Here is a 22,613-nt window from a genome sequence, read left to right as displayed (position 1 = left end):
AAAGCGGCGGTTTCAGTTTCCCGAAACCGCCGCTCTCGCATAAAACACCTTGTTTCAGGCGCTTATCTGCACGTCACTTCGACCTTGACTCAACTCGGGCGATCTGCTGCTTCGCTGCCTCGTACACGTGTTCCGGCGTGAAGCCGAACTTCTTCTTCAGATCGGCAAGCGGCGCGGACGCACCGAACGTATGCATCACGACCTGCGCGCCGTGCCGCCCCACATAGCGGTCCCAACCGAGCGTACCGGCCTGCTCGACAGCGACGCGTGCATCCACGTCGGATGGCAACACCGAATCCTGATACGCGTCGTCCTGACGCTCGAACACGTCCCATGACGGCATCGACACGACTCGCGCCGCAATGCCCTCGCCTTTCAGCTTCTCGTACACGTCGACACAGACCGACAGTTCGCTGCCTGTGGCCATCAGGATCACCTGCGGCTTCTTGCCGTCGGGTGCGTCGGCGAGAATATACGCGCCCTTCTGCACGCCGCTCGCCGCCGCGTAGCGACTGCGGTCCAGCGTCGGCAACGGCTGGCGCGACACGACGATGCACGACGGCCGATGCGGCTGCGACATCGCCACCCGCCATGCTTCGGAGACTTCATTGGCATCGCCGGGACGCAACACGGTCAGACCCGGCACGCCACGCAGCGACGCCAGTTGCTCGATCGGCTGATGAGTCGGTCCGTCTTCGCCGACGCCGATCGAATCGTGTGTGAACACGTAAATCGCAGGCACTTCCATGATTGCCGAAAGGCGGATCGGCGGCTTCATGTAGTCGCTGAAGATCAGGAATGTCGAACCGTACGGCCGCAGATTTGACAATGCGAGTCCGTTCACCGCCGCGCCCATCACGTGTTCGCGAATGCCGAAATGCAGATTGCGGCCACCGTAGTTATCGGCTTCGAAACTGCCCGCGCCTTCGAATTTCAGATTGGTTTTAGTCGACGGCGAGAGATCGGCCGCGCCGCCGATCATCCACGGAACACGCGCGGCAATGGCATTGAGCACCTTGCCCGACGATTCGCGCGACGCCACGCCCTTCGGGTCCGCTTCGAAAACGGGAATGTCGCTGTCCCAGTCCGCCGGCAATTCATGCGCTTCGATCTGCGCGAACTCGCGGGCGAGTTGCGGATGTTGCTTGCTATAAGTGTCGAGCTTCGCTTGCCATTCGGCGCGCGCCGCCTTGCCGCGTGCGCCGATGCCCTTCGCGAAACGTTCGTGCACGCCGTCCGGCACGTAGAAGAATTTATCTTCCGGCCAGCCGTAGAACTTCTTCGCGAGCGCGACTTCTTCCACGCCGAGCGGTTCGCCGTGTGCGGCGGAGGTGTCCTGCTTGTGCGGCGCGCCCCAGCCGATAATGCTGCGAACGACGATCAGCGTCGGCTTGTCCGTCACGTTTTTCGCTTCTGTGAAGGCCTTTTCCAGCGCGGCGGCATCGTTCGCGTCGTCGACATGCAGCGTGTGCCAGTGATAACCGCGAAAGCGTGTTTCCACGTCGTCGTCATAGGCAAGGTCGGTATGGCCTTCAATCGTCACGCGATTGCTGTCGTAAATCCAGATCAGATTCGACAGTTTCAGATGACCCGCCAGCGACGCGGCTTCGTGCGAGATACCTTCCATCATGTCGCCGTCGCCGCACAGCGCATACACGCGGTAGTCGAACAGCGACGTATCCGGCTGGTTGAAACGGTTTTCATACCAGCGCGCCGCCATCGCCATGCCCACGCTATTGCCGAGTCCCTGTCCGAGCGGACCGGTGGTGGTTTCGACGCCGGTGGTCATCCGATACTCCGGGTGGCCGGGCGTCTTGCTGTCGAGCTGGCGGAAATGTTCGATGTCGTTCAAAGAGACGGCTGGGCCGCCGGTCGGCTTCCCATGTTCGTCGACCGCCTTGACGTTGGCGAGATGCAGCAGCGAATACAGCAGCATCGACGCGTGTCCGACCGACAGCACGAAGCGGTCGCGATTCGGCCAGAGCGGCTCGTCGGGGTCGTAGCGCAGGTGGTTCTGCCACAGATGATAGGCAACCGGTGCCAGTGCCATCGGCGTTCCGGGGTGCCCGGAATTGGCCTTTTGCACAGCGTCCATCGACAGCGTGCGGATCGTATTGATGCACAACTGATCGAGGGCGGGATCGTTTTGCATGGAAGCACTCCTTGTTCGGCGGTTGGGAGAGTGACCGGGAACGCAGCGCCTCGCACTCAATCGCAATGCGCGAAGTATTGGCGTTCGGCAGCGTGAGAGCGAACCCGGCAAACCGTGTTGATGGGGAACAACGCAAGAGAGACCGCAGCAAGACTTCAAGATGATGCGCCGATGCGCGCAAACCTGCACTGCGCTTTACATATCGCATGGGTGGATGCGCTGCACGAGTCATCGTTTGATGAGGGAGCTTTCAGTACGCTTGCGAAAAGCCTTTTTTAAAGGGTAAAAATGATGATGACGCGCTGTGCCGACAGCCGCGCTCACTCCTGCCGTAAGGCATCCGAAGCGCACGATTCGTCGCGTCGTCAGGCTGCATGCAGCCAATGTTCGACAAGCGGTCCGTGCACACCATCGACAGGATCGGTTGCAGGAAATGGCAGCGCCTCCATGGTGGCGAGTTCGTCCGGTGTCAGCGCCTCGCGGCGAATGTCCCACTGCTGTCCCTCCGGGTAACCCGCCACCACTTTGAAATGCCGCGCGAACGATTGAAGACAGTGGCCGGTTCCCGCTGGCAGCAACAAGGCGTCGCCCGCCGTAATGGTGACGACCCGGCCGCCCGGACCGCCGACGATCACCTGCGCGGAGCCGTCGGTCACGCCCAGCACCTCGTGCGCGCTGGCGTGGAAATGGTGGTAATCGAAAATGCCGTCGCGCCATTGCGGTGGCCACTCGTTCTGCTCGAACAACAGTTCGAAAGCCGCAGCAAGGTCGCCGCTGTCCGGTAACAGTGCCCGGCGATAAATAACAACCGGCAATTTGCGGTTATTCGGCACCCAGTCGTGCGGGGGCAACATGAAAACTTCATGGCTGGTCTGAGCCGCTTCGAATCCGTGCTTCGAATCGTTGTACATGTCTGGCTCCTGTTTCTGACACTGCGCTTGCTTCTCTTACCGTCGATGCGACGCGTTGATTCGCCGCGGCGTTGGCCTCTATCGCGCTGGTCGATGCTCGCGGAAATATCAGGCACGCGACTGCAGCCGCCGTCTCTGCAGCGGCGCATAAACCGCGCCTGGGCCGCAAAAAACCGTTAGCCTTTGCGTTGCGATTCGCGCCCGCCGCCGCCCGGAGGTTCGGCATGCTCGCCCGTGCCGAGCGGCACTTCGGCGCTATGAACCGGACGCTCATCCGAACGCGGAGGATTAGTGGCCTTATCGACGCCCGTCTGCACAACCGGCTCGATTCCGAGCGGGCTGGGTTCCACGTAGTGGGTTCCACTTGGCTTGTTGCGCGCTTTTACTTCAGGTGAAACATTTTGCGCGTCGATATTTTTGCGGGCTGGTTCGTCCTGCATGGCGCTCTCCTTTTTCGTAGGGACTTTAACGATGCAGCAACATCCGGTCCCTCTCCGCCAATTCGCGCGATTTCAGGACACGCGTGCGTTGAAACGAAAATGTGGGCACGTCCGTTGCGGACCTGTTATTGACGGTCCAGACCATACTTGTAAAAAGGAGAACATCATGACGATGACCACCATCAGGGTCTCCGACACCGAGGTTCAGGTAGAACGAACCCTGTACACGTTCGCGAAGAAAGATGACGCCGACGCGTTCCAGCGATGCCTCGCCGATACATCGATCGACAGTTGTTATCGGAGCTACCCGCCGTTGACTGCACGGCCGACTGTACCCGACGAACATCCTGACGACCCCAGCCGGGGTAGCACGGTTTCGCCATCGCTAGGCGGGATGATTTGACTAAACGGATGTGCGGTTTCTGAATTGGAGTACCGTGCGCGGCATCTGGCAGACCAGGCCGCGCCGCTCAGCAACCCGTCACTTTTCCGGCGACGCGCGATCGGCCGCGACGATATTGCGGCCATAATCGACCGCCGCGCGCCGCGCTTCGTCCGCAGTTGCATACGGCCCGATCTCAGGCGCACCGTCGAACGGGAAAAGTATTTTCCTGTCAGCTTTCCTGATGACCTTTAGCCCACCTACGTATCGGCCGTCGCCGGTTCCGTGATAGCTGGCGAAAATTTCGAAGTCATCGTCAGCAACGTCGGACTTATGTCGCGCCATGTTCCCTTTCCCTATTCTCTTTTGCGCGCACTGGTTAGTACGCCACTGCGCGCATCCGGTATGAGTGTGCAATGCGTGAAGCCGAATCTGCGTCACGCGTTGACCGGAGTCGAGCAATACGCGTTCCACGCATGAAAACGCGCGTATCCAGCGGGAAAAATGGAAGATGGAGTTGAGGCGAACCCACACAGGACGCCGGTCAGGAAGTACGGCGGACTATTGAAAAGAGGTGGAACGGAAAGTGAATCAGGCGCGGTGTATCACGCGCGATCGGCTGATCAGACTTCGGCGAGAATAAAAAAGGCGGGCAGGACCAATGCCCTGACCGCCTAGTCACATCACCAGACTCAGCGCAACTTCGCGACGTCCTGCGCACTCACTCGCGTGGACGCAGGATTGCCGAACTGCGTGGTCACATAGTTGGTCAACGCGGCGATCTGGTCATTGCTTAACTGCACGGCAAAGCCCGGCATGCCGACATCGCTGTTCGACGTGCTCCGATGCACCCCATGCAGAATCACCTGCATCAGGTTGTTCGGATTCGACGCGCCCACCGTCGTGTTGTGCATCAGCGGCGGATAGTAGCCGTCCGGTGTGCCCTTGCCGACCGCCTGGTGGCAACTCGCGCAATTGCCGAGGAAGAGCCGCGCCGGGTCGATCGACCCTTCGCTCATCGCCACGCCACGCAGACGCGTCACGTCGGTCGCCGGTTTGCCCCACGAGCCGCGCGGCTGCTTGCTGCCGTCTTCCACGGCCGGCACGGTGCGAACGTAGGCCGCGATGGCGGTGACGTCGGCATCGGTCATCTTCGAGAAGCTGTGCTCGACCGCCTCGCCCATCGGCCCCGCTGCGCCGCCCAGACCCTGTACGTGTCCGGTTTGCAGATACTGCTTGAGTTGCTCGGGCGTCCACGTACCGATGCCGCTATTCAACGACGACGTGACGTTGTACCCCTCCCATCCCGCCAGCACCGAACCGCTCAGGAATCCGCTGCCGGATTCGTCGAGCGCCACTTCCTGCATCGCAAAACCGCGCGGCGTGTGGCACGTGCTGCAATGCGCGAGGCCTTGCACGAGATACGCACCGCGATTCCACTCGACGCTCTGGTTCGACTTGTCCTGATACGGTCCGCTCTTGAGGAACATCGCGTTCCATGCCTTGAGCGGCCAGCGCATGTTGAGCGGCCACGGAATGTCGCTTTGACGCGTGGCCTGCTTCACGGGCGCCACGCCGTAGCGGAAGTACGCGAACAGCGCCTTCACATCGTCATCGCTGATCTTGGCGTACGACACATACGGCATCGCCGGGTACAGGTTGTGCCCGTCCTTCGACACGCCTCTGCGCAACGCGCCGTCGAAATCTGCGAGCGTCCAGTTGCCGATCCCCGTTTCCGGGTCCGGCGTGATGTTGCTCGAATAGATCGTGCCGAGCATCGGCACCTTCAATGGCAAGCCGCCGGCAAACGGTCTGCCTTGAGCGGTCGTATGGCAGGCCATGCAATCGCCGGCCGTCGCCAGATATTCGCCGCGTTTGATCAGCGCAGTGTCGTTGCTGCTGCCTGACGCATCGGCATGCGCAAGAGAAGGCAGCGCAAACGCAGCGGCGAGCATGCAGAATAGAGTTTTCTTCAGCATGGTCAGACCTCCTTCTTCAACTGGTCGGCCATACGAAGCGCAAGTGCGGCGATGGTCAGCGTCACGTTGACGGTGCCCACGGTCGGCATGGTTGCGCTGCTGGAGATGAACAGGTTCGGGTGATCGAACGTACGGCAATGCTTGTCGACCACCGAATCGCGCGGATCGCTGCCCATGATCGTCGCGCCGGTGATGTGGTTGTTCGGCGCAAATTCGTCCTGATACTCGATCTCGGTGCCGCCGAGAATCTTCGCGGCGGTGGCGTACACCTCACGCGTATGCACCGCGCCACGCTTCACGTAGTCGTCGATCTGATAGGTGATCTCGGGACGCGGAATACCGATCGCGTCCTTCTCGGTCGCGCTCGGCACGATGCGGTTGACGGGTTGCGGCAGGATTTCGTGGAAGCAGTCGAACTCGACGAAACGCGCGGAGCGGTCGCGAATCTGCGCGTCGAGATCGGCGGCCTTGATCAGTTTGCCCTGCTTGAAAATCTTCGCCGACTCCGTATCGATGCGCGACATGTTCGACAGGTGGATCTTTTTGGCCGACTCTGTCGAACGGAACGCGCCGTCGCGAAAGCCGATCAGCGACGTCATTTCCTGCGGGCCACGGCCGGGCCACAGCTTTTCGTCCGCGTAGAACGTGACGCCGGTGCCGGGGTGATCCATCAGATTGCGGCCGACCATGTCGGAGCTGTTGCCCACGCCATGCGGAAAGTCAGCGCTGGTGGACATCAGCATGATCTTCGGCGTCTCGATGCCGTTCGCGGCCAGCACGAAATAGCGGCCCTCCACGCGATGCTCGACACCCTGCGGATCCTTGTACAACGCGGCGGTGATGCGTTTGTCCGGGCCGACGTCGAGCTTGAACACGACCGCGTTTTCGATCAGCTTCGCACCCGCGGCCTCGGCCTTTTCGACGTGCACGATGCCGTTGTACATCGCGCCGATCGGGCAGATCGGCATGCAGTTGTTATTGCCGCAGCAGGTCGGGCGGCCGTCGTACGGACGGCTGTTGCGCGCGACCGGTTCGGTCACGACATTGAAGTGCGGATCGTACGCGTTGAGCTTGCTCTTGATGACCTGCTCGTTGTACGAGATCGGCAGCGGCGCCATCGGATACGGCGCACTGCGCGGCGAACCGAGCTGCTCGTCCGAGGGGCCCCATACACCGAGTTCCTCTTCGGCGCGCTGATAGTACGCTTCGAGTTCTTCGTACTCCATCGGCCAGTCGCGGCCCACGCCGTAGACGGTCTTCATCTTGAAGTCGTTCGGCATGAAGCGCCACGCCGACGCCGCCCAGTGCCACGTCGTGCCGCCCACCGCGCGAATGTACTGCGAGTTGAATTTGTGCTCGCCCTTCAAGATCAGGTAATTGTTCGGCGGACCGTATTCGGGATGCGGCGCCCATGCCGTGGACGGATACGGCGCGGAGTTATCCGACTTGTCGAACTGATTGCGAAACCGCTCGACGGTTTCCCAGCGCGGCATGCGCGGCCCGGCTTCGAGCAGGATCACGGACTTGCCCGCAAGCGCCATCTGATGCGCGACGATCGCGCCCGCGACGCCCGAGCCCACCACGACGACATCGGCTTGTTCGGTCTTTTGTGCGTCGGCCATTAGTCTTGCCTCTCGACGGGTTTCTGCGCCCAGTAACCGGGCTGATTGGCGCAATACGAACGGATCACCAGCGTGTCGGAGACCACGGTGTACATCAGCGCCTGCTCGTACGTAATCACGGTGTTGTCGACCGTGCCGAGATACCAGGCTTCCATGATCTTCAGCGCGAGCGCCTGTTGCGCGTCGTCGGCGGAACCGGCGATCAGCGCACTGGCCAGCTTCGGCAACTGCTGCGCGAGATCGGGCGTGGACTTCTGCAACGCGGCCAGCAGACGCGCGCCGACATCGCGATCGAGACCGTTCTTCGCGGTCAGCGATTGCGACAGGGTCATGAACGCGTCGAGCGGCGGCGCCGACGCATCGTCGGCGATCGCCTTGAGCGCGAGCGAACCGGTGAGACCGGCCATCGTCAGCGCGAGTGCGCCCTGCAGCCAGCGACGGCGGCTGATCGACGACGCTTCACCGAGCGTGCCTGACGACATCCCCAGTGGGGATCCGTCGTGAGAGTCTTGTGGAGTCAATTTTTTTATCCCTTTTATCCCTTGTGAGGCGTTTTTCAATACTTGCTGCCTGCACTGCATCGGGTCATACACCAGCCAGTACAACGGACGATGCAGCAGCAACCACGCGCGACTTGTGATCCCGTTGTTGCTGTCGGCCTGTGCTACCTGCGCGATGGGCCGGCCTGATCCGGTTGTGCTTCTACTGCGTTATTACCGTGTCACTACGACATCAAACAATGCAATCCGTCAAAACTGATGCAGCATCCCGACATACGCGCCGGTTTGCGACTCACCCACCAGCGGACTCGTGTTGCTCGTCGAATCGCGCGGCGACGCTTCGAGCGAGAAATTCGAATTGCTGCCATTGCGCACATAACCGACCGTGCCGTACAGGAAGGTGCGCTTGGTGATGTTGTAGGTGGTGCCGAGCACGTACATCATCGCGTGACCGGCCGGGTCGTGCGCGACGTCGCCATCGCCTTCTCCTACATGAATGTAGTAACCGCCCGCTGTCACCGCCCAGCGTTGCGGGAAGTTGTAGGTCGCGCCGAGCCAGTAGTGATCGGCGGTATCGGCGACACCGGCGGGCGAGTCCGGCGCCGAGTAATGCGTGTACGCGCCCTGGACGATCCACGAATCGAAATGCGCCTTGGCGGCGACGAAATATTCGCGCGATGCCTGGAAGATGTTGCTGAAGCGGCCGTTGCTGTCGCGCAGTTCGTCGTAGATGCCGCGCGCGTCGAACAGCGGCGAGTGATAGCTCAGCATGATGCCGTCCGAGCGGCCGAATTCGCCGGGCGCACCGCTATTGAACGAGCCTGGCTGGTTACCGAATGAATATTGACCCTGCACGTCGAAGCCCCAGAACACCGGGCTTTTGTATTCGACGTTGTTGCTGGTCTGCTGCCAGTTGCGGCCACGCACGAGTGACGCCGATGAAAACGCCTGCTGCACGAACGGGTCGAATTCCCACACGCCGTCGCTGTCGATAAAAAGATTACGGCCAGCCTGCAACGTGCCCCACTGCTCGCTTTTCAAACCGACGAACGCGCGCCGCGACCAGAGCCGTCCGCCGCTGGTCGTGCCGTCCATCACCTGCAAACCGGTTTCGAGGTTGAAGATTGCATTGAGGCCGCCGCCGAGATCTTCGTTGCCCTTGAGGCCCAGCATACTGGTGCCCCAATCGCCGCCTTCCGCGCTCCAGCGGCTCGAACTGCCGCCTGCGCCGTCGTTGATGTGATTCAGATATTCCACGCCTGCGTCGAGCCGGCCATACAGGCTCACGCTGGTTTGACCATAGGCCAAAGGACTCGCCACCGCCAGGGCTGCCATTAATTTTTTAGATAGTCGCATTGTTTTGCCGGGAGTTTTTTCTGTCGCAATGTGAGGCAAAGCGGATTGCTGCTGAAACCAGACTACTTGACGCGCGCTCCACATGAATCCCTGTCGCGGACTGCAAACGGAAAGGCTATGAGACTTTTCAAAACCCGTTGCGCCGATTGCGCCGACCGCGCGCTAACGGCTGGCTAAACGGCTAACCGGTTGTCAACCCATACTGAATTCGCGGCTTGAGGGTTGCCCGGTTCATCCAGGAATCGAACCTGTGCCGGCTTCAATTCAAGGTTGGCTGCATCACGTGATGTTGTAAAACTACATCCGCCAGGCGGTCGAACTATAAGGGGATACACGCTTGATAACCTATCCGTTTGACGCAATAAACTTTTGCGGACGATAAACTCGACAACGAAAAAGCCAGCACGCAATCGGCGTGCCTTGAAGCGCATTGGCGAAGAAGTTTGGAAGCTACCCAAGATAAGATAGTCGGTCCTTTGGCATCAGCCAAATCGAAATGCCACGCTTGTCACTCACTACCTGACGATCCACCTTGCTGCGATGAACGCGCCCGAACTGACCGAAGACGAAAACCTTGGCCGCCTTGGCATGTACCAACGCGCAACGGACAGCGGCGTGGAATGGTGGCGCGTCAGCGTGGCCGATCGCCCGGAAACCTATCGGCTGGAACATGGTGTCGACCACGCCAACGGCCGCGGATCGGTCGATATCGATCTGGTGGTCGATGCGGAAAATCTGCGCGCGAAATTGAAGAAATGGCGTCGCGAGGGCTTTGCGATCGACGCTGACACTATTGAAAGCGAACAGAGCGCAACGGAACGTGTTGCATTCATGCCGGAATTGCAGCGCGTCGCGACGCTCGCTGCGGCGGCGAAGCAGAAGCTCAAGCTGAATGAAGACGGTGTCGAGACAGTCCGCATCGGCCACCTCGACGTGCCGTGCGGCGCAGACGGTCCGCTCGTGCCGCGCCTGAATCCGGCCTATCTGTTTTCCCCGCGCTTTAACGACATCGTCGAAGACATTGTCGAGAACCGGCGCGTGATGCTGATCGGTCACACCGGCGCGGGCAAAACCAGCCTGATCGAACAGGTCGCGGCGCGCTCGCGGCACGGCGTGTTGCGCTCGAACATGAACGGGCAAACCACGGTGGGCGATTTCGTCGGCTTCTGGACGGTCAAGGGCGGCGAAACATTGTGGGTCGACGGCGTGCTGCCCACGGCGATGCGCGAAGGCCTGTGGCTGATCGTCGATGAAATCGATTTCGCCGAACCGTCGATTCTCGCCGCGCTCACCGCCGTGCTCGAACCGCACGGCCGACTCGTGCTGAAAGAGAAAGGCAACGAGATCGTCGCGCCGCATCCGTCGTTCCGCCTCTTCGCGACCGCGAACGCGGTGGGCGCGATGAGCCAGTTCCGTCATCTGTATCAGGGCGCGAATCTGATGAACGAGGCGTTTCTGGACCGCTGGCGCGTGTATCTGCTCGACTATCTGACGCCCGCCGAAGAAGCCGACGTGTTGCTGCGAACGCTATCGCCGAATATGACGCGTCCGCTCGCCACGACGCTCGCGGCCATTGCCGCCGACTGCCGCGCGGCGTTCGCGCGCGAAGACCTGTCGAGCGCGTTCTCGACCCGCCGCCTGCTCGACTGGGCCGAGCTGATGATGCGCACCGGCGACCCCGAGCGCGCGGCGGGACCGGCGATTTACGCAAAGGTCAGTCCCGAAGATGCGGCGTTGATTCGCGGCATCATCCGCCATCACATTGCACCGGCCGGCTCGGAGTGAGCGCGATGCAGGCCGCGCGCGGAGTCCGCAACACGCGAGAAGCGCGCAATACGCGTGATACGCGCGGTTTCGCGTTCGAATCGACGCTCGGCAAAGTGGCTCGCGTGCTCACCGGACAATACGGCGTGAGCGTCGTATTCAGCCCGGACGGGCCGCGTGTCGAGCCCGGCCGCATTGTGATTCCCGATTACGAACCCGACAGCGAGGTCGAACGCGACGTGCTGGTCGGCTATCTGGACCTGCTGGTCGCGCGCGCCAAACACGCGGCGCTGGATGAACTCGACGCGCTGCCTGCGGGCGTCGCCGCGAATCTCGCCCAGGTGATCGACGACCGCCGCGTGTGCGGACAACTGCTCGACGAGTATCCCGGTGCGCGCTGGTTCATCGGTAAATTACGTGAGCATGCTGCGGAACGGGTGCGGCAACGCTGGCCGGCCATGCATTGGCGCGACCGTCTGGTGTGGCTGGTCGAGCGCACGCTGTGGGACGAAGCGCCGACCCGCAGCGAGGCGGTCCATTCGCTGCTGGCCGCGTTGCACGCGTCGCAGGACCTGCTGCACGACGCGCGCGGCAGTCGCTCGACCCGCGAGAGCATCGCGACCGCGCAGGCGCTGGTGGCGCGTGTCAGGGCTTTGTCGGCGGGAGACGTGAACAGCATGATGTTCACCGCCGATGCCATTGAAGATATCGACACGGAATCGGCCGCGTCGGCCTCATTCGACGAAACCAGCGTGCCCGGGCACGACAGCGCCGCCGCGCCACCGTCCGATCGAAGCACTGGCGCGCAGGCCGACAGCGCGGTCGGCATGGGGCAGACGCTCGCCGACGCGGCGCAGCCGTCTTCCCGCTCCGAAGGCGAAGCGGGGTCGGTCGCGACGAACCCGGCGCGTGCGCGGCTGTCCATTCCGCTCGCTACCGAATTCGACGTCGTCACCGATCTCACCGGTCAGGGCGACAGCGCGACGTGGCGCGCGTTGAAAGCCGCAGCCCGCGCCGATACCGCACCGCTCAAGGAAAAACTCGAACGCGCGCTGAGCGCCGACGAGCGCATCCGCTGGCGTCGCGAACAGGAGCGCGGCGAGATTGACCGCACCGCGCTGGCGAAGCTCGCGACGTCGCCGGGCTACCGCACGCCGTTTCGCACGCAGCGGGCCGCCAAGGGACGCGATGTCGCGGTGACGCTGCTGATTGACCGCAGCGGCTCGATGGCCGGGCGCAAGATCGAACTCGCGCGCCTTTGTGCAACCGCATTGTGCGACGCGCTCACGCAGCTATCGTTCGATTGCGAAGTACTCGGTTATTGCTCGGTCGAATCGCCTGCCATGAAGCAGCTTTATGAACGCCAGCTTGCGGCCGGTGCGGATTTACGGCGTTACAACCGGTTTGTCGAGCGACTCGATCTGAAGGTTTATAAACGCTTCGGTGCAGTCGATCTCAGCGGTATCGCGGAAATCGACTGCGGTCATGAGAATCCCGATGGCGAAGCGCTCGCGTGGGCCGCAACGCGCCTCGCGGATCACCAGGCGGAGCGGCGCATCCTGATGGTGTTTTCCGACGGCTACCCGTCCACCGGCGACGGCAATCCGCAAGTGCTGCGCCATGACCTGCGGGAGCGCGTGGCGGCAATCGGCAAGCGCGGCATCGAACTGGTCGGAATCGGCGTACTGACCGATGCGGTCGAGGATTTCTATCCGCATAACGTGGTGGTCAGCCGCCTTGCCGAGTTACCGTCGACCGTGTTCTCGGTATTGAGCTCGATGCTGCTGACCCGATAGCGCCGTTCAGATATAGCGCTAGTTTCACAATGCTGGCTACGCAGCTTGGGGCTTGAACGGATATCGCTCGATCTCTCCGCCGCGCGCGACCACTACCGTGCATTCTGGAATCTCTTCCCAGAAACCCGGCAAATCCCCTAGCGGCTCCGACAGTACCAGAAACGCGTTCTCTCCCGCCGCGACGATGCGCGGATCGTCCGGGTACAACTCGTGCAGATGATGAAACGACGTACTGTGAAACAGCGAGCGCGACTGCCCTTCGCTCGAATAACGGACGGCGACGATCTGCTCGCCATCGGTCGCACAGACCGTCATGTTCAGCGGTTGCTCCACGCCATGCCTGCGCCCGGTTTCTTCGACAAACGCGACCATCCGTTCGAGCGCCGTAACGGGCGCCAACTCCAGGCCAAAGGTCAGCGCGAGAAAAAACAGCACTTCGGAATCGGTCGACCCTTCAATGGACGGAAACAGATCGGGGTCGATCGCGACCATCAGATCGCGGCGCACGGACGGATAGTTGCGCACCAGCCCGTTGTGCGCGAACAGCCAGCGTCCGTAACGGAACGGATGACAGTTGGTTTCCTGCGACGGCGTGTCGGTTGCCGCGCGAATGTGCGCGACGAACAGCGGCGCGTGAATCGCACGCGCGGCTTCCCGCAGATTGCGGTCGCTCCACGCGGGTTGAATACAGCGGTAGCGGAATGGAATGTCGGTCGGATGACCGTACCAGCCGATTCCGAAGCCATCGCCATTCGTGGTGGTATGGCCGACCCGCGAATGCAGGCTCTGATCGATCAGCGAATGTTTGGTATTGAACAGCACCGTTTCGAGCTGAATCGGATTGCCGGTATAAGCAAGCCAGCGGCACATGGAGCGTCTCCTTTATAAACAGACGGCGTGCCGCGCCGGCTATTTGACCACCGGCGGCATCGTCGCGATTGGGATCAGGAATTCGGACACACCGGTCAGGATAATCTGCACGCCGATGCAAAGCAGCAAAAACGAAGATACGCGCATCGCGACCTTGGTTCCTTCGACCCCGAGGTATTTGGCGAACACCGCCGCGCGGCTGTAGACCAGATAGACCGACACCGCGACCAGCAGCGAGATCACCACCGACGCAATGCTCGACGTCACGAACTCCGACAGCTTGTGCGTGCGATTCGCGGTCAGCGCAACGGCGGTCGCGATCGAGCCCGGCCCGGTGGTTAGCGGAATCGTGAACGGGAAGAACGCCTTGGACCTCGCGCTCTCCGCATCGACGCGCTTGACGTTCGACTGATCGATCGGCTGCGTGTCGGGCGCATTGAGCATCTGCCAGCCGCCGACCGCCACCGCGAGCCCCCCGCCGATGCGCAGCGCCTCCATGGAAATACCGAAGAAATGCAGGATCGGCGTGCCGATAAAAAACGCCACCAGCAGCACGATCATCGCGTTGATCGCGATTTGCCGCGCGAGCGCGGTGCGCTCCTCGGTGGTCAGCGATGCAGTCCGGTCGAGAAAAACGAAAGCAATGCCGATGGGGTTGATGATGCTGATCAACCCGGTGAAGCCAAACAGAATGTCCGCGATCAGACTTGCGACCATATGCGTTTTCCGTGTCGGGCCGCGCTCCGGGTGGCATCGCTGATGCCGCTCATTGACCCGGGACGCCACGCCATGTTGATGAACCAGACCGCTTGACGCAATCCGGACAATGCTCGCGCTGCGTGGCCAGATGATATCGCGCCGCGCCAGCCAAAGCCGCAAAAAGCCGGACTCCAACCGGGACCCCATGGCCCGCTGCGCCCGGCGCGCCGCCTTGCGGTGCAGCATCATGATGCAAAAGGATGTACTCGCAACTTTCAGAAAGCCTACACTTTTTTGACTGACTTTACGTACCTGAAGTATCGGGAATAAAGTCCTCAACGAAGCCGCACTTTCAACGAGACTTGCTCACTGGTTCGAGGAGTTGCCCATGTTGCTTCGTGTACTTGCCGCGCTGCCTTTCATCGGCATTCTGCTCGGCGTTCCGTTCGTCAATCGCGTCGAGCCACTGGTGCTCGGCATGCCGTTCGTGCTGGCCTGGATCGTCATGTGGGTGGTGTTGAGTTCGATCATCATGGCGATCATCTATCGTCTGGACCCGACCAACCGCGAGCTGGCTGTCGATAACGAAGAGGTCCGACCATGAGCGCACTCGTCATTATTGCGGCCGTCACGCTGTTTGCCCTGTTCCTCGGCGTGCGTGCGCGCCGTGGCCACGACATGAGCCTCGAACAGTGGAGCGTGGGTGGCCGCAGCTTCGGCACCGCCTTCGTGTTCCTGCTGATGGCCGGTGAAATCTACACGACGTTCACGTTCCTCGGCGGCAGCGGCTTTGCGTATGGCAAGGGCGCGCCGGTCTACTACATTCTCGCGTACGGCACACTCGCCTACATTCTGTCTTACTGGATGCTGCCGCCAATCTGGCGCTACGCGAAAAAACACCGGCTCGTGTCGCAGCCGCATTTCTTCTCACGCAAATACGACAGCCCCGCGTTGGGCACGCTCGTCGCGCTGGTCGGCGTAGCGGCGCTGATTCCGTACCTCGTGCTGCAGCTGAAAGGGCTCGGCATCATCGTCGCCACCGCTTCGTATGGCGCGATCTCGTCGACAGCGGCGATCTGGATCGGCGCGTGTGTCGTGACCGCCTACGTGATCGTCTCTGGCGTGCGCGGCTCTGCGTGGAATTCGGTGGTGAAGGATCTGCTGATTCTCGCCATCGTGCTGTTCCTCGGCATCTATCTGCCGCTCCACTATTACGGCGGCTTCAGCGACATGTTCCGCGCGATCGACGCCGCCCGCCCCGGCTTCCTGACCTTCCCTGCGCGCGGATCAAGCGTGACGTGGTTCCAGTCGACCGTGCTGCTGACGGCGCTCGGCTTCTTCATGTGGCCGCATACGTTCGGCTCGATCTTCACCGCGAAGGACGAGCGCATCTTCCGCCGCAACGCGATGGTCTTGCCGCTGTATCAGCTGATCCTGCTGTTTGTGTTCTTCGTCGGCTTCGCGGCGACGCTGCGGGTGCCGGGCCTGAAGGGCGCCGATATCGACCTGTCGCTGTTCCGGCTGTCGTTGCAGACTTTCGATCCGTGGTTCGTCGGCGTGATCGGCGCGGCCGGAATTCTGACCGCGCTGGTGCCCGGCTCGATGATCCTGACCTCGGCGTCCACGCTGCTCGCTAACGACGTGTATCGCGGCATGGTGAACCGCAATGCCACCGACGCCAGCGTCGCACTGCTCGCACGCGTGCTGGTGCCGGTGGTCGCGCTGGTGGCGGTCGGCTTCACGCTGCACGGCGGCGAGACGATCGTCGCGTTGCTGCTGATGGGCTACAGCTTCGTCACCCAGCTTTTCCCGGCGGTGATCTGCAGCCTGTTTCCGCACAACCGTGCGACAAAACAAGGGGCGTTCTGCGGGATTCTTGCCGGGGTCGCCGTCGTGACGCTCACGACCACGATGAAACTGAGCGTCGGTCAACTCATGCCGTTCCTGCCCGACGCACTGAAGGACGTCAATATCGGTTTCCTTGCCCTTGCGGTGAATGTGATTGTGTTCGCGGCGGTCAGCGCGGTGACGCAACCGCATCCGGTGGAGCAGACGCACGCGCCGGTGCATTGAGCTTGATTGAGAATCCTTGACGGATGCGCCAAAGGGGCCGTTCGCTTTAAGCGACGGCCTCTTTTCCGTTTATGCGGCATCGTTATATACAGTCAAATCTACACACGAATGAAAAAACGCCTCGGTTTGTAGCGGCGTTTTAATCCCCTGATGTCCCTCCCCGCACTGCAACACAAACCCCGCCCGCACAGCAAAATAAGAACTCGTCCCCAGGCACACCCCTTGCTGCTTCTTCGCGCTAGCGAATCCATCGCACTGTGCAAGTGCAAAAAATCCCGTCCTTGGGGGCCACTTTGTCGCTCAACGTTCTTCTTGTCGCTTCCGAAGCAGTGCCGCTCGCCAAATCCGGCGGCCTCGGCGACATGGTCAGTGCCTATGCCGCCGCGTTGCGCGATGCCGGCGTCGACGTCTCGATCCTGATGCCCGCTTATCCGGCCGCGCTCGAAAGCGCTGTCGACGTCACTTACGTGGCACGCATGACCGGCCTGCCCGGCGGCGATGCGAAGCTGCTGCGCGGCTTCATGCCCGACAGCGGCGTGCCCGTGCTGCTGCTGCAGATGGATCATCTGTTTGCGCGCGAAGGCCTGTACCGCGATCCGCAAGGGCGTGATTATCTCGACAACCTGACCCGCTTCGCGTCGCTGTCTGCCGCAGCCGTTCGCATCGCGCGTGGCGTGCGCAATGTGAGGCGCCCCGACATCGTGCACGCGCACGATTGGCATGCAGGGCTCACGCCGCTTTATATGCGGCTCGCGGGCGTCGCCGCAAAAAGCGTATTCACGATTCACAACCTCGCGTTCCAGGGCAACCATCCGCTGGCGATGGGCGGCTGGATCGGCGTGCCGCCCGAACTGCTCGCGCCCGCGCTGACCGACGAGCGCAGCATCGAGTTCTACGGGCTACTGAGCATGATGAAAGCGGGCATCGTCCACGCAGATCGTGTGACGACCGTCAGCGAGCGCTATGCCCGCGAGATCCTGACGCCGCATTTCGGCTACGGCCTCGAAGGCGTGTTGCAGGCGCAGGCGGACAAGCTGTCGGGCATTGTCAATGGAATCGATATGGCGGCGTGGAATCCGGCGACCGACGAGTTCATCGCGCGCCCCTATTCTGTCGACGACACCGCCGGCAAACAGGCCTGCAAGCGCGAACTGCAGCAGGCATTCGGTTTAACGCGCGATCCGTTTGCGCCGCTGGTCGCGATTGGCAGCCGCCTGACCGAACAGAAACTCGCGGACGTGGTGGTGCGCGCGTTGCCAGCGCTGCTCGAACAGCATCCGCGTTTGCAATTCGCGATTCTCGGCCAGGGCGAGCGCGATCTCGAACGGGCGTTGCAGGAGTTGGCCGCCGCGTGGCCGGGACGTGTCGGCGTGCAGATCGGTTACGACGAGACGCGCGCGCACATGCTGCATGCGGGCGCGGATATTCTGCTGCACGGCAGCCGTTTTGAGCCGTGCGGACTGACGCAGCTGTATGCGATGCGTTACGGCACGATTCCGGTGGCGTCGCGCGTGGGCGGCCTTGCGGACACCATCGTCGATTACTCTCCCGCTGATGGCCGCGCGGAAGATCGTGCGACCGGCTTCCTGTTCGACGGCGAATCGACCGGCGACGTTACGCACGCGCTCGGACGCGCGTTGGCGGCATTCGCGCAGCCGTCGTCATGGCATGCGTTGCAGCGCAACGCGATGAGCCGCGACTCCGGGTGGAATTCGTCGACATCGAACTATCTGGCGCTATACGCCGATCTGGTCGATGCGCGTCCGGCGCTGCGCGATACGCGCGTACGCAAGACGCTGGTTCGGGCGCGGGCTTCTGCTGGAGCGCGGGCAACTGGCGTGGAAGAGATGGTGCGCAGCGCGTGATTGATGCCAGTGAGCGGGTGCAGTAGCCGCGCGTCCGACGCGCCGCATTGCCCGTAGCGCGTTATGCTTGGCGGCACATCCATTCTTCGCGGAGTCGCTGATGCAGTCGCCTGTTCTCCGGGTCGCCCGTCCCACCAATGACCTGCGCAAGATCGCGCATTTCTACACGCACGGACTGGGCTTCGACGTACTTGCCCGCTTCGAGAATCATGCCGGTTTCGACGGTATCGTCCTCGGTCATGCGGGCTATTCCTGGCATATCGAATTCACGCATCAGCATGGCGTGACGGTCGCGCGAGCGCCGACCGCAGAACATCTTCTGGTGCTGTATCTGCCCGAGCACGCAGCGTGGAGCGCCGCCGTCGAGCGGCTGGAAGCGCTGGGCGTCACCGCGTGTGAATCGGAGAACCCATACTGGGATGTCCACGGCAAAACGTTCGAAGACCCGGACGGTTACCGGATCGTCTTGCAGCATGCCGCGTGGGGTTGAGGGTTTGCATTCACGTGAATCGCACATACCGGTTCAAAGACCCGAACAGGCAGCCTGATACGTTCGCTGCCATCGTTCATCGAATGAACCGGCGCAAGTGGTTCGTCGAGCGGCACAACGAAGACACACGCCGGATTCAACCGGCGCGTTTGCCGACAATCACCAGTCCTCGCGACAAGCCGCTCACGCTATCGACCGCCTGCGCCGCAGCGTAAAGTTGCGCGACCGGCACCCACACGGCCGGATACTTATACCTGGCGACATCGAGCAGTAATGCGCTGTCGCTCGCGGTATCGTAAGCGGCGAGCGGCGACCAGTGACCGCCGCCGGTTTCGCCGATCTCCACCCGCCTGAAGTTGAGCAACACAAAGCGGTCGTGACGAGCCGCCGTGTCGCGAATCAGGTCGCGGAACCGTTCGAGCGACAGGTCGCTCGCGTGGAATGTCTCGACATCGACCGGGAAACTGCGCAGCGCGGCGCCGAGTTGATCGAGCGTCATGCCCTCTTTCGATACCGTTGCGGCGTTGGCCACCTGCGGGTCGATGGTGCGAAAGAAATCCTGCTGCGAAAAGAACGGAAAATCCGGATACAGGCTCGACTCGGGCCGACGAACGCCGAGCGCATTCAGCACCATCACGGACGACGCCACCGAGCAATACGCTTCGTTGCGCTGCGTTTCGAAGTACTGCGAGAGCGGCCAGTACGACTGCTGGTACGCCGACGACATGAGCCGCTTCTGGCCCGTGGGCTGCGCCAACGCGATAAGGTTGGGCGGGACGGGTAAAGGCCCGTCGGCGGAGCGCGTCGATTGATTCGGGTTTTGAGCGGCAAGCGGATTCGCGGCTTGCGCCGGGCTCGCAACGGGCGGCACGGGAGACACCGGTGCACACGCGGCCAGCGCCACTACCACAGTCGCGATCCACGCGAACCTCATGCGCCTCACGGCGCGCATCGATGTATATCTGGACATTGCCCCTTCCGCTACGAATGAATCCGGCATGCATGCGCCCCTCGCGCCGTCGCCGGATCGGGCCGGCGAGCTTCGGTTTTTTAACACGAAACCGATTTTCGCGTGCATGTTCGCCCTCGTAGTCACCGGGGGATTAATCGACGCGCATAGTCAATGTTATATACTCCCCGGGGGTATATCGGAGAGATGGTCATGGGCCACACCATTCGTGAAAAACAGAAGCTGCTCAACCGCGTGCGCCGCATCAAAGGCCAGGTCGAGGCAATCGAACGGTCGCTGGAAAGCGAGCGCGGTTGCGCCGACGTGCTTCAGCAGATCACCAGTTGCCGGGGCGCGATGAACGGGCTGCTGGCGGTGGTGCTCGAGGACCACATCCGCAATCATCTGGTTGACGCAACCACTGAGGATGAACACCACGGCAGCGCCACCGAGCAACTCATCGACGTGGTTCACAGTTATTTCAAGTAGACGCGAGGCAGCCATGAGCAACTCCGATCACGCCGCCACCCGCGCGGCACACGATCACAACTTTCTGGGCGCCGCTCACGAACAGAACGAACGACGCACCTGGGCCGTGATCGCGCTATGTTCGGCGATGATGATCGCCGAGATTGTCGGCGGCAGCCTGTTCGGCTCGCTCGCGCTGATCGCGGACGGCCTGCACATGTCCACGCATGCGGGCGCGATGCTGATCGCAGCGCTCGCCTACACGTATGCACGCAAACATGCGAACGACTCGCGCTTCGTATTCGGCACGGGAAAGCTCGGCGACCTCGCGGGATTCACGAGCGCGATCGTGCTCGCGATGATCGCGCTGCTGATCGGCTATGAAGCCGTGATGCGATTTCTGACGCCGGTGTCGATTCGCTTCGGCGAAGCGATTCCGATCGCGGTGGCGGGCTTGCTGGTGAATCTGGCGAGCGTGTGGCTGCTGCATGGCGGTCACGATCATCATGAGCATGGGCATCATGCGCATCACCACCCGCACGATCACGACCACCAGGATGCTCACACCCATCAAGCCCCCAGCGACGCGGCGCATCGCGACCACAACATTCGCGGCGCCTACATTCACGTTATCGCGGATGCTGCGGTATCGGTGCTCGCGATCATCGGCCTCGTGCTCGCCCGCGCGTTCGGCTGGCTGTGGATGGACCCGCTTGCGGGTATCATCGGCGCGCTGGTGATCGCCAACTGGTCGTACAGTCTGATGCGCGACACCGGTGCGATTCTTCTCGACATGAGCCCCGACCAGCGCATGACCGAAAACGTCCGTCACGCGATCGAAGATACCGGCGACAAGGTGCTCGATCTGCATGTATGGCGCGTCGGGCCAGGCCACATGAGTGCCGCGATCTCCGTGACGACAAGCGAAGCGCGTCACGATTCGCGGTTTTATCACGCGCTGCTACAACGATTCAACGGACTTTCGCACGTCACCGTCGAAGTCAATCCAACCGAAGCGATTATCTGAACATGGCAATTCAATCTCCGTGCATCGACATCTGCAAAATCGACGGCACCTCGGGTTTCTGCATCGGCTGCCTGCGTACACGCGACGAAATTCGCGAGTGGAAAAACGCGGAAGACGCCCGGCGTCAGCAGATCATCGATGCATGCGCGGGGCGCACGGCAACGCTGCCGTCCACCGCAAGCTCTGCGTCATAACACCGCCGGCCGCCCCGCTGCGGCCACGAATGCGTAGCCATTCTTGCCGCTGCGTTTGACGTGATACATCGCGTCGTCGGCAGCGGCGACCAACCGGCGGTAATCGTCGACGAGGTCGGGAAAGCTCGCTATGCCGATGCTCGCGCGCACGTGACCGATGCCCATCTGCTCATCGGTATGAACCACGCAGGCAATCAGACGCAGCGCAATGTCGGCGAGCTCTTCTTCGCTCGTGAACGCCCGGATCAGCACCGCGAATTCATCGCCGCCGATCCGCGCCACCACGTCCGCCTTGCGCACCGACTCGCTAAAACGCGTCGATACCGCGATCAGAAACTCATCCCCGGCGCGGTGCCCCAGCGAATCGTTGACGTGCTTGAAGCCGTCCAGATCGATATACAGCACCGCGATTTTTTGAATCGCCGTTCTACCTGGCGACGGCGTCGCGGCCTCATCTAGCGCGGCTAGAAGCTTGCGGCGATTCGGCAAACCGGTCATCGGATCATGCAGCGACGCGCGCTCGAATTCATGCGACTGACCGGCGAGTTGCCGGTTGCGTTTCGCGTACATGGCGACGGCCGTGATCAGCATGCAGAATAGCAACGCGGCCAGCGCGATCAGCGTGCGTGCAATGTGGATGGTTCGAACCCGCACGTCTGCGCTATCGGCATCGCGCTGTGCGCGCCAGTACGCCGATGCGCTGCCGAGTCGCGCATCCGTGTCGGCGGCGCTGGCATCGAAGGATAAAGCGGACGATACGGCTTGCGGCACCGCGGACGGACTCGCCTTCACCAGTGCCGCCAGCGATGCAAGACGGCGCTCCAGTTCCGCGCGCGCGTCACGATAACCTTGCGCGTCGGACGGGTGATCGACGGGGAGTTGCTGCCAGATTCGAAGCTGGTCACGGGCACTTTCCGCGCGCGCGACCGTTTCGAGAACGAGCCCCGCGTATTCCTGCTTCAACTGGTCGGAAAAGACCATTCGGATCTGCGTCGCCAGATACACGAGGCCGACCAGCAGACACAGCAGCGAGGCGACGGCTACCGTCGTGGGACCGGGCCGCAAGCGCATTGCCG

22 protein-coding genes are annotated in these 22,613 nt (G+C 62.0%); 10 read left to right on the top strand and 12 right to left on the bottom strand.

Annotation, left to right across the window (positions count from 1 at the left end):
• Nucleotides 1-73: 73 nt before the first annotated feature.
• The 3 genes from tkt to ABH945_RS23805 all read right to left on the bottom strand — a co-directional run bounded on the left by tkt (nucleotide 74) and on the right by ABH945_RS23805 (nucleotide 3,503).
• Nucleotides 74-2,152, bottom strand: a complete 2,079-nt coding sequence (gene tkt / locus ABH945_RS23815) for a transketolase (RefSeq protein ID WP_429252131.1) — start codon at nucleotides 2,150-2,152, stop codon at nucleotides 74-76.
• Nucleotides 2,153-2,517: 365 nt separating this feature from the next.
• A complete protein-coding gene (locus ABH945_RS23810) occupies nucleotides 2,518-3,063 on the bottom strand; it encodes a cupin (protein ID WP_074768700.1) in 546 nt (181 codons plus the stop codon).
• Nucleotides 3,064-3,239: 176 nt separating this feature from the next.
• Nucleotides 3,240-3,503: a hypothetical protein gene (locus tag ABH945_RS23805; protein WP_429252130.1), complete on the bottom strand. Its 264-nt coding sequence runs from the start codon at nucleotides 3,501-3,503 to the stop codon at nucleotides 3,240-3,242.
• Nucleotides 3,504-3,669: 166 nt separating this feature from the next.
• Here ABH945_RS23805 and ABH945_RS23800 point away from each other — a divergent pair, with 166 nt between their 5' ends.
• Nucleotides 3,670-3,906 carry a hypothetical protein gene (locus ABH945_RS23800; protein ID WP_429252129.1) on the top strand — a complete coding sequence of 79 codons (237 nt, stop codon included), beginning with the start codon at nucleotides 3,670-3,672 and terminating at the stop codon, nucleotides 3,904-3,906.
• A gap of 78 nt (nucleotides 3,907-3,984) precedes the next feature.
• On the opposite strand, the gene ABH945_RS23795 is transcribed toward ABH945_RS23800, so the two are convergent.
• From ABH945_RS23795 to ABH945_RS23775, 5 genes are all read right to left on the bottom strand, one after another.
• Nucleotides 3,985-4,230, bottom strand: a complete 246-nt coding sequence (locus ABH945_RS23795) for a DUF6723 family protein (RefSeq protein WP_074768706.1) — start codon at nucleotides 4,228-4,230, stop codon at nucleotides 3,985-3,987.
• 347 nt (nucleotides 4,231-4,577) lie between these two features.
• Complete coding sequence (locus tag ABH945_RS23790; RefSeq protein WP_429252128.1) at nucleotides 4,578-5,864, bottom strand: c-type cytochrome; 1,287 nt, start codon at nucleotides 5,862-5,864, stop codon at nucleotides 4,578-4,580.
• Nucleotides 5,865-5,866: 2 nt separating this feature from the next.
• Nucleotides 5,867-7,486: a GMC family oxidoreductase gene (locus tag ABH945_RS23785; protein ID WP_074768710.1), complete on the bottom strand. Its 1,620-nt coding sequence runs from the start codon at nucleotides 7,484-7,486 to the stop codon at nucleotides 5,867-5,869.
• Nucleotides 7,486-7,968 carry a sugar dehydrogenase complex small subunit gene (locus ABH945_RS23780; protein WP_074768712.1) on the bottom strand — a complete coding sequence of 161 codons (483 nt, stop codon included), beginning with the start codon at nucleotides 7,966-7,968 and terminating at the stop codon, nucleotides 7,486-7,488. The genes ABH945_RS23785 and ABH945_RS23780 overlap by 1 nt, the downstream gene beginning before the upstream one ends.
• Before the next feature lie 267 nt (nucleotides 7,969-8,235).
• On the bottom strand, nucleotides 8,236-9,321 hold the full coding sequence (locus ABH945_RS23775; RefSeq protein ID WP_429252127.1) for a porin: 1,086 nt from the start codon (nucleotides 9,319-9,321) through the stop codon (nucleotides 8,236-8,238).
• A 561-nt stretch (nucleotides 9,322-9,882) separates the two neighbouring features.
• Here ABH945_RS23775 and ABH945_RS23770 point away from each other — a divergent pair.
• Nucleotides 9,883-11,127 (top strand): AAA family ATPase, encoded by a 1,245-nt coding sequence (locus ABH945_RS23770; protein WP_429252126.1) that lies wholly within the window; start codon nucleotides 9,883-9,885, stop codon nucleotides 11,125-11,127.
• Between the two features lie 5 nt (nucleotides 11,128-11,132).
• Nucleotides 11,133-12,902, top strand: a complete 1,770-nt coding sequence (locus ABH945_RS23765) for a cobaltochelatase CobT-related protein (protein WP_429252125.1) — start codon at nucleotides 11,133-11,135, stop codon at nucleotides 12,900-12,902.
• A 36-nt stretch (nucleotides 12,903-12,938) separates the two neighbouring features.
• Here ABH945_RS23765 and ABH945_RS23760 read toward each other — a convergent pair whose 3' ends face one another.
• Nucleotides 12,939-13,772, bottom strand: a complete 834-nt coding sequence (locus ABH945_RS23760) for a class II glutamine amidotransferase (protein ID WP_429252124.1) — start codon at nucleotides 13,770-13,772, stop codon at nucleotides 12,939-12,941.
• 39 nt (nucleotides 13,773-13,811) lie between these two features.
• Nucleotides 13,812-14,489, bottom strand: a complete 678-nt coding sequence (locus ABH945_RS23755) for a MarC family protein (RefSeq protein ID WP_074768722.1) — start codon at nucleotides 14,487-14,489, stop codon at nucleotides 13,812-13,814.
• Nucleotides 14,490-14,859: 370 nt separating this feature from the next.
• On the opposite strand from ABH945_RS23755, the gene ABH945_RS23750 reads away from it, so the two are divergent.
• From ABH945_RS23750 to ABH945_RS23735, 4 genes are all read left to right on the top strand, one after another.
• The gene (locus ABH945_RS23750; protein ID WP_429252123.1) at nucleotides 14,860-15,075 is read left to right on the top strand and encodes a DUF3311 domain-containing protein; all 216 of its coding nucleotides are present in this window, start codon (nucleotides 14,860-14,862) and stop codon (nucleotides 15,073-15,075) included.
• Complete coding sequence (locus ABH945_RS23745; protein WP_429252122.1) at nucleotides 15,072-16,544, top strand: sodium:solute symporter family protein; 1,473 nt, start codon at nucleotides 15,072-15,074, stop codon at nucleotides 16,542-16,544. Before ABH945_RS23750 ends, ABH945_RS23745 begins: the two co-directional genes overlap by 4 nt.
• A gap of 293 nt (nucleotides 16,545-16,837) precedes the next feature.
• Entirely contained in the window at nucleotides 16,838-18,409 is a 1,572-nt protein-coding gene (glgA, locus tag ABH945_RS23740; protein ID WP_429252121.1) for a glycogen synthase GlgA, read from the top strand.
• A gap of 100 nt (nucleotides 18,410-18,509) precedes the next feature.
• Complete coding sequence (locus ABH945_RS23735) at nucleotides 18,510-18,899, top strand: VOC family protein (RefSeq protein WP_074768730.1); 390 nt, start codon at nucleotides 18,510-18,512, stop codon at nucleotides 18,897-18,899.
• A gap of 136 nt (nucleotides 18,900-19,035) precedes the next feature.
• Here ABH945_RS23735 and ABH945_RS23730 read toward each other — a convergent pair whose 3' ends face one another.
• A complete protein-coding gene (locus ABH945_RS23730; protein ID WP_429252120.1) occupies nucleotides 19,036-19,869 on the bottom strand; it encodes a phytochelatin synthase family protein in 834 nt (277 codons plus the stop codon).
• Between the two features lie 192 nt (nucleotides 19,870-20,061).
• Here ABH945_RS23730 and ABH945_RS23725 point away from each other — a divergent pair, with 192 nt between their 5' ends.
• Genes ABH945_RS23725 through ABH945_RS23715 form a run of 3 tightly spaced genes read left to right on the top strand, consistent with a single transcriptional unit; the run spans nucleotide 20,062 to nucleotide 21,537 of the window.
• Nucleotides 20,062-20,337, top strand: a complete 276-nt coding sequence (locus ABH945_RS23725) for a metal/formaldehyde-sensitive transcriptional repressor (RefSeq protein WP_074768734.1) — start codon at nucleotides 20,062-20,064, stop codon at nucleotides 20,335-20,337.
• Nucleotides 20,338-20,350: 13 nt separating this feature from the next.
• Nucleotides 20,351-21,343 carry a CDF family Co(II)/Ni(II) efflux transporter DmeF gene (gene dmeF, locus ABH945_RS23720; protein ID WP_429252119.1) on the top strand — a complete coding sequence of 331 codons (993 nt, stop codon included), beginning with the start codon at nucleotides 20,351-20,353 and terminating at the stop codon, nucleotides 21,341-21,343.
• Between the two features lie 2 nt (nucleotides 21,344-21,345).
• Nucleotides 21,346-21,537 (top strand): DUF1289 domain-containing protein, encoded by a 192-nt coding sequence (locus ABH945_RS23715; protein ID WP_083380046.1) that lies wholly within the window; start codon nucleotides 21,346-21,348, stop codon nucleotides 21,535-21,537.
• On the opposite strand, the gene ABH945_RS23710 is transcribed toward ABH945_RS23715, so the two are convergent.
• Nucleotides 21,532-22,608, bottom strand: a complete 1,077-nt coding sequence (locus ABH945_RS23710) for a GGDEF domain-containing protein (RefSeq protein ID WP_253189806.1) — start codon at nucleotides 22,606-22,608, stop codon at nucleotides 21,532-21,534. The two genes, ABH945_RS23715 and ABH945_RS23710, sit on opposite strands and share 6 nt — an antisense overlap.
• Between the last annotated feature and the right edge of the window lie 5 nt (nucleotides 22,609-22,613).

It is taken from the genome of Paraburkholderia sp. GAS333 (genome assembly GCF_050435665.1).
Classification (GTDB): domain Bacteria; phylum Pseudomonadota; class Gammaproteobacteria; order Burkholderiales; family Burkholderiaceae; genus Paraburkholderia; species Paraburkholderia fungorum_A.
The sequence above is the reverse complement of the archived record's forward strand: the minus strand, read 5'-3'. Positions and strand labels throughout refer to the sequence as shown.